Genomic DNA, 3,013 nt, shown 5'->3' with positions numbered 1-3,013 from the left:
TATCCGCACTCGTGGTAAACGGCGTTTTCGTCCTTTAGGATAAAATTTTTCAAATTCAATCCCAAGCCTACTCGGCTTTCTGCTCGGCTCTGGCTGCCTTGATCTGCTCAAAAATTTGAATCATTCCGATCATCGCCAGATGGTATCCAACAGGGCCGAATCCGATGATCTGACCCGCTGTTACGGGCGCTATTAGACTTTTTTGTCTAAGCTCCTCCCTGCGAGCGATGTTTGAGATATGCACCTCGATTACGGGCAGACTGACTGCGGCAAGCGCATCGCGGATAGCGAGCGAAGTGTGCGTGTAGGCGGCGGGATTGATAATGATGCCGTCGCAAGTGCCGAAGCACTCTTGGATCTTATCGACGATCTCGCCTTCGAAATTGCTCTGAAAAAACTCGATCTCGTTGCCGCTCTGATCGGCGACCGCCTTCATCTGCTTATGGATGTCCTCTATCTTCATAACCCCGTAAATAGCGGGTTCGCGCATACCAAGCATATTGATATTTGGTCCTTGAATCACCATAATTTTCATTTTTGCGTCCTTGTTTTGAAATTTTAGCAAAAATTATAACCAAAGCGAGCTTATTTTTTACTATGGCGCCAAATTTGCCCGCTCAAGCCCAAGCGATAAAATTTTATCTCTAAATTTAGCGCGGAAGAGAATTTTATGCTAAAATCACGCGCTGTTTTAGATAAGGAAAACGATGAGAATTTTAAGGGCGAAGTGGGTTCTTGTCTGCGATGAGAATTTTAAAATTTTAAAAGATGGCGCGATCGTCTTTGACGATAAAATAATAGAGGTCTGCGCCTTTGCAAGCGCGGCGCGCAAATATCCGCAAGCCGAAATTTTGGACTTTAGCGGCGATATAGCGATGCCTGCGTTTATAAACCCGCACGTGCATTTAGAATTTAGCGCAAACAAAGGCACGCTGCGCTACGGCGATTTTTTGGATTGGCTAGGCAGCGTCATCGCCTCAAGGCAGCAGCTGGATGCCGCAGCACGCGGACGGCTAATCACGGAGCAGATCGCCGCGATGATGCGAAGCGGCGTGGGTACGATCGGCGAAATTTCAAGCTTCGGCGGCGAGGCTGAAGTTTGTGCGCAAAGCGGCATTAGAACCGTGTTTTTTAATGAAATTTTAGGCGCTAGCAAGGACGCTGCAGCGGAGAATATTTTGAAATTTAAGCAGCGTTTTGAACGCTCAAAGGCGCTTGCGAGCTCGCTTTTTATCCCCGCCGTGTCGGTACACTCGCCGTATTCGACGCACCCGCAGATTACGGAGTTTGCGACGAGGCTTACCCGCGAAAACGGGCTTGCTATAAGCACGCATTTTATGGAGAGCTCGTATGAGCGGCAGTGGCTGCGCACGGGTCGAGGTAAGCTTAAAACCTGGCTTGCTAAATTTAACCCCGCGGCTGCGCCTTTTTACTCGCCGCAGAGCTTCGTAGCGCATTTTAGCGGGCTTCGCACGCTTTTTACGCATTGCGTGTGGGTGGATGATTTTAGCATCTTTGATCCGAAGCTCCACTCGATCACGCACTGCGCGCGCTCCAACCGCCTGCTTAGCAAGAAGCGGCTGAGTTTTAAAAAGCTGCTCGCAAGCGGACTTAATTACAACATCGCTACCGACGGGCTTAGCTCGAATTTCAGTCTAAATTTTTTAGACGAGCTGCGTGCAAATTTAATGATGCACGACGAGCTGGGTTTGGCAGAGCTGGCGCGGGCGTTACTTTTAGGCGCGACGAGAAATACAGCTGCGGCACTTGGGCTAAATTTGGGCGAGCTGAAAGCCGGTAAGCTCGCCGATATCGCCGTTTTTGAAGGCATTGAGTGCGAGCAGAGCCAGCTGGCGTTACAGCTCATTTTGCAGAGCAAAAACGCAAAATCACTTTTTATCGAAGGAATGAAATGCAATTTCTAAAGAATATCTTTGCGCCGATCGGCGCCGTGCTCGGGTTTATCAACAAATACTTTAAATCCCTGATTTTTCTGCTTATTTTGTTTTTGATTTTCGCAGGCGGCGAAAGCGCGCAACAAAAGGGCGCAAATCTCGCTCAGCTTTCGCTAAGTGGCGCGATAATGGACGATAGCGAAATTTTAGAAAAGATCGAAACTCTGAAAAACGACGAGGCGATCAAAGGAGTGCTTCTGCTGATCGATAGTCCCGGCGGCGCACTAAGCCCGAGCGTGGAAATTTCGCTGGCTATCAAATCCCTAAACTCGCGCAAGCCGGTTGTCGCCTACGCCAAGGGCACGATGGCGAGCGGCAGCTACCTAGGCGGCGTGTGGGCGAGTAAAATTTACGCAAATCCGGGCAGCTTCATCGGCTCTATCGGCGTGATTATGCAGGGCTTAGATGTGAGCGAAGCGGCCGCTAAATTGGGGTTTGCCGAACAGATCGTCAAAGCGGGCGAGCTCAAAGAGGCGGGCACGATGATGCGAAAATGGAGCGACGCGGAGCGCGCGAGCCTGCAAGCTCTGGTGGATGAGAGTTACGAGCTATTCACGCGCGAAGTGGCGCAGGCGCGCTCGCTGGATCTTAGGAAGCGCGATACGTGGGCGAATGCACGAGTATTTTTGGCTAGCGGCGCCAAAGGCGTCGGACTCATCGACGAGGTAGGCTCTTTGGAGGACGCTAAAAGCGCGCTCGTAAAGGCTAGCGGCGTAGCAGATCCGATCTGGCAGGAGCCTTCTGCGTATGAAAAGATGATGGATAAGCTAGCAAATAAAAGCGAGAGTTTGGTCCGCGGGGCGTTCGGCGCGAAGCTGATGGCGTATTAGAATTTTAGAAATTTTAAATTATGAGGGAATTTAAAGAGTAGAATTTTGTATGCGAAAGCGCACTGGGTTTGATTACTTTTAAATTCCTCGCTTTTCCATTTGGCATTTTTCCTTAAAATTTTACCTTTTTTGTGAATTTTTCTTTGTTTAAGAACTCCTCATTTTTCTACCAATTATTCAGCCCCCTTTAAGCATCGCTCTTGTATAATCACAATTCTGTTTCGCACC

Annotated in this window: 3 protein-coding genes; 2 read left to right on the top strand and 1 reads right to left on the bottom strand. The window is 49.3% G+C overall.

Annotated features, from left to right (window positions below; translation table 11 throughout):
• Positions 1-67: 67 nt before the first annotated feature.
• Entirely contained in the window at positions 68-535 is a 468-nt protein-coding gene (aroQ, locus tag Q0369_RS05215) for a type II 3-dehydroquinate dehydratase (protein WP_298096925.1), read from the bottom strand.
• Between the two features lie 172 nt (positions 536-707).
• Here aroQ and Q0369_RS05210 point away from each other — a divergent pair, with 172 nt between their 5' ends.
• Together Q0369_RS05210 and sppA are read left to right on the top strand one after the other, a co-directional pair.
• Positions 708-1,925 (top strand): metal-dependent hydrolase, encoded by a 1,218-nt coding sequence (locus tag Q0369_RS05210; RefSeq protein ID WP_298096922.1) that lies wholly within the window; start codon positions 708-710, stop codon positions 1,923-1,925.
• Positions 1,913-2,785, top strand: coding sequence for a signal peptide peptidase SppA (gene sppA, locus Q0369_RS05205; protein ID WP_297943421.1), 873 nt, complete (start codon positions 1,913-1,915; stop codon positions 2,783-2,785). Before Q0369_RS05210 ends, sppA begins: the two co-directional genes overlap by 13 nt.
• The last annotated feature ends 228 nt before the right edge of the window (positions 2,786-3,013 follow it).

The sequence above is a fragment of the uncultured Campylobacter sp. genome, from assembly GCF_938030685.1.
Taxonomy (GTDB): Bacteria; Campylobacterota; Campylobacteria; order Campylobacterales; family Campylobacteraceae; genus Campylobacter_B.
The sequence above is the reverse complement of the archived record's forward strand: the minus strand, read 5'-3'. Positions and strand labels throughout refer to the sequence as shown.

Excerpts from the sequence above, each read along its gene's own strand:
- aroQ (WP_298096925.1), bottom strand. The coding sequence starts at position 535 with ATGAAAATTATGGTGATTCAAGGACCAAATATCAATATGCTTGGTATG.
- Q0369_RS05210 (WP_298096922.1), top strand. The coding sequence starts at position 708 with ATGAGAATTTTAAGGGCGAAGTGGGTTCTTGTCTGCGATGAGAATTTT.
- sppA (WP_297943421.1), top strand. The coding sequence starts at position 1,913 with ATGCAATTTCTAAAGAATATCTTTGCGCCGATCGGCGCCGTGCTCGGG.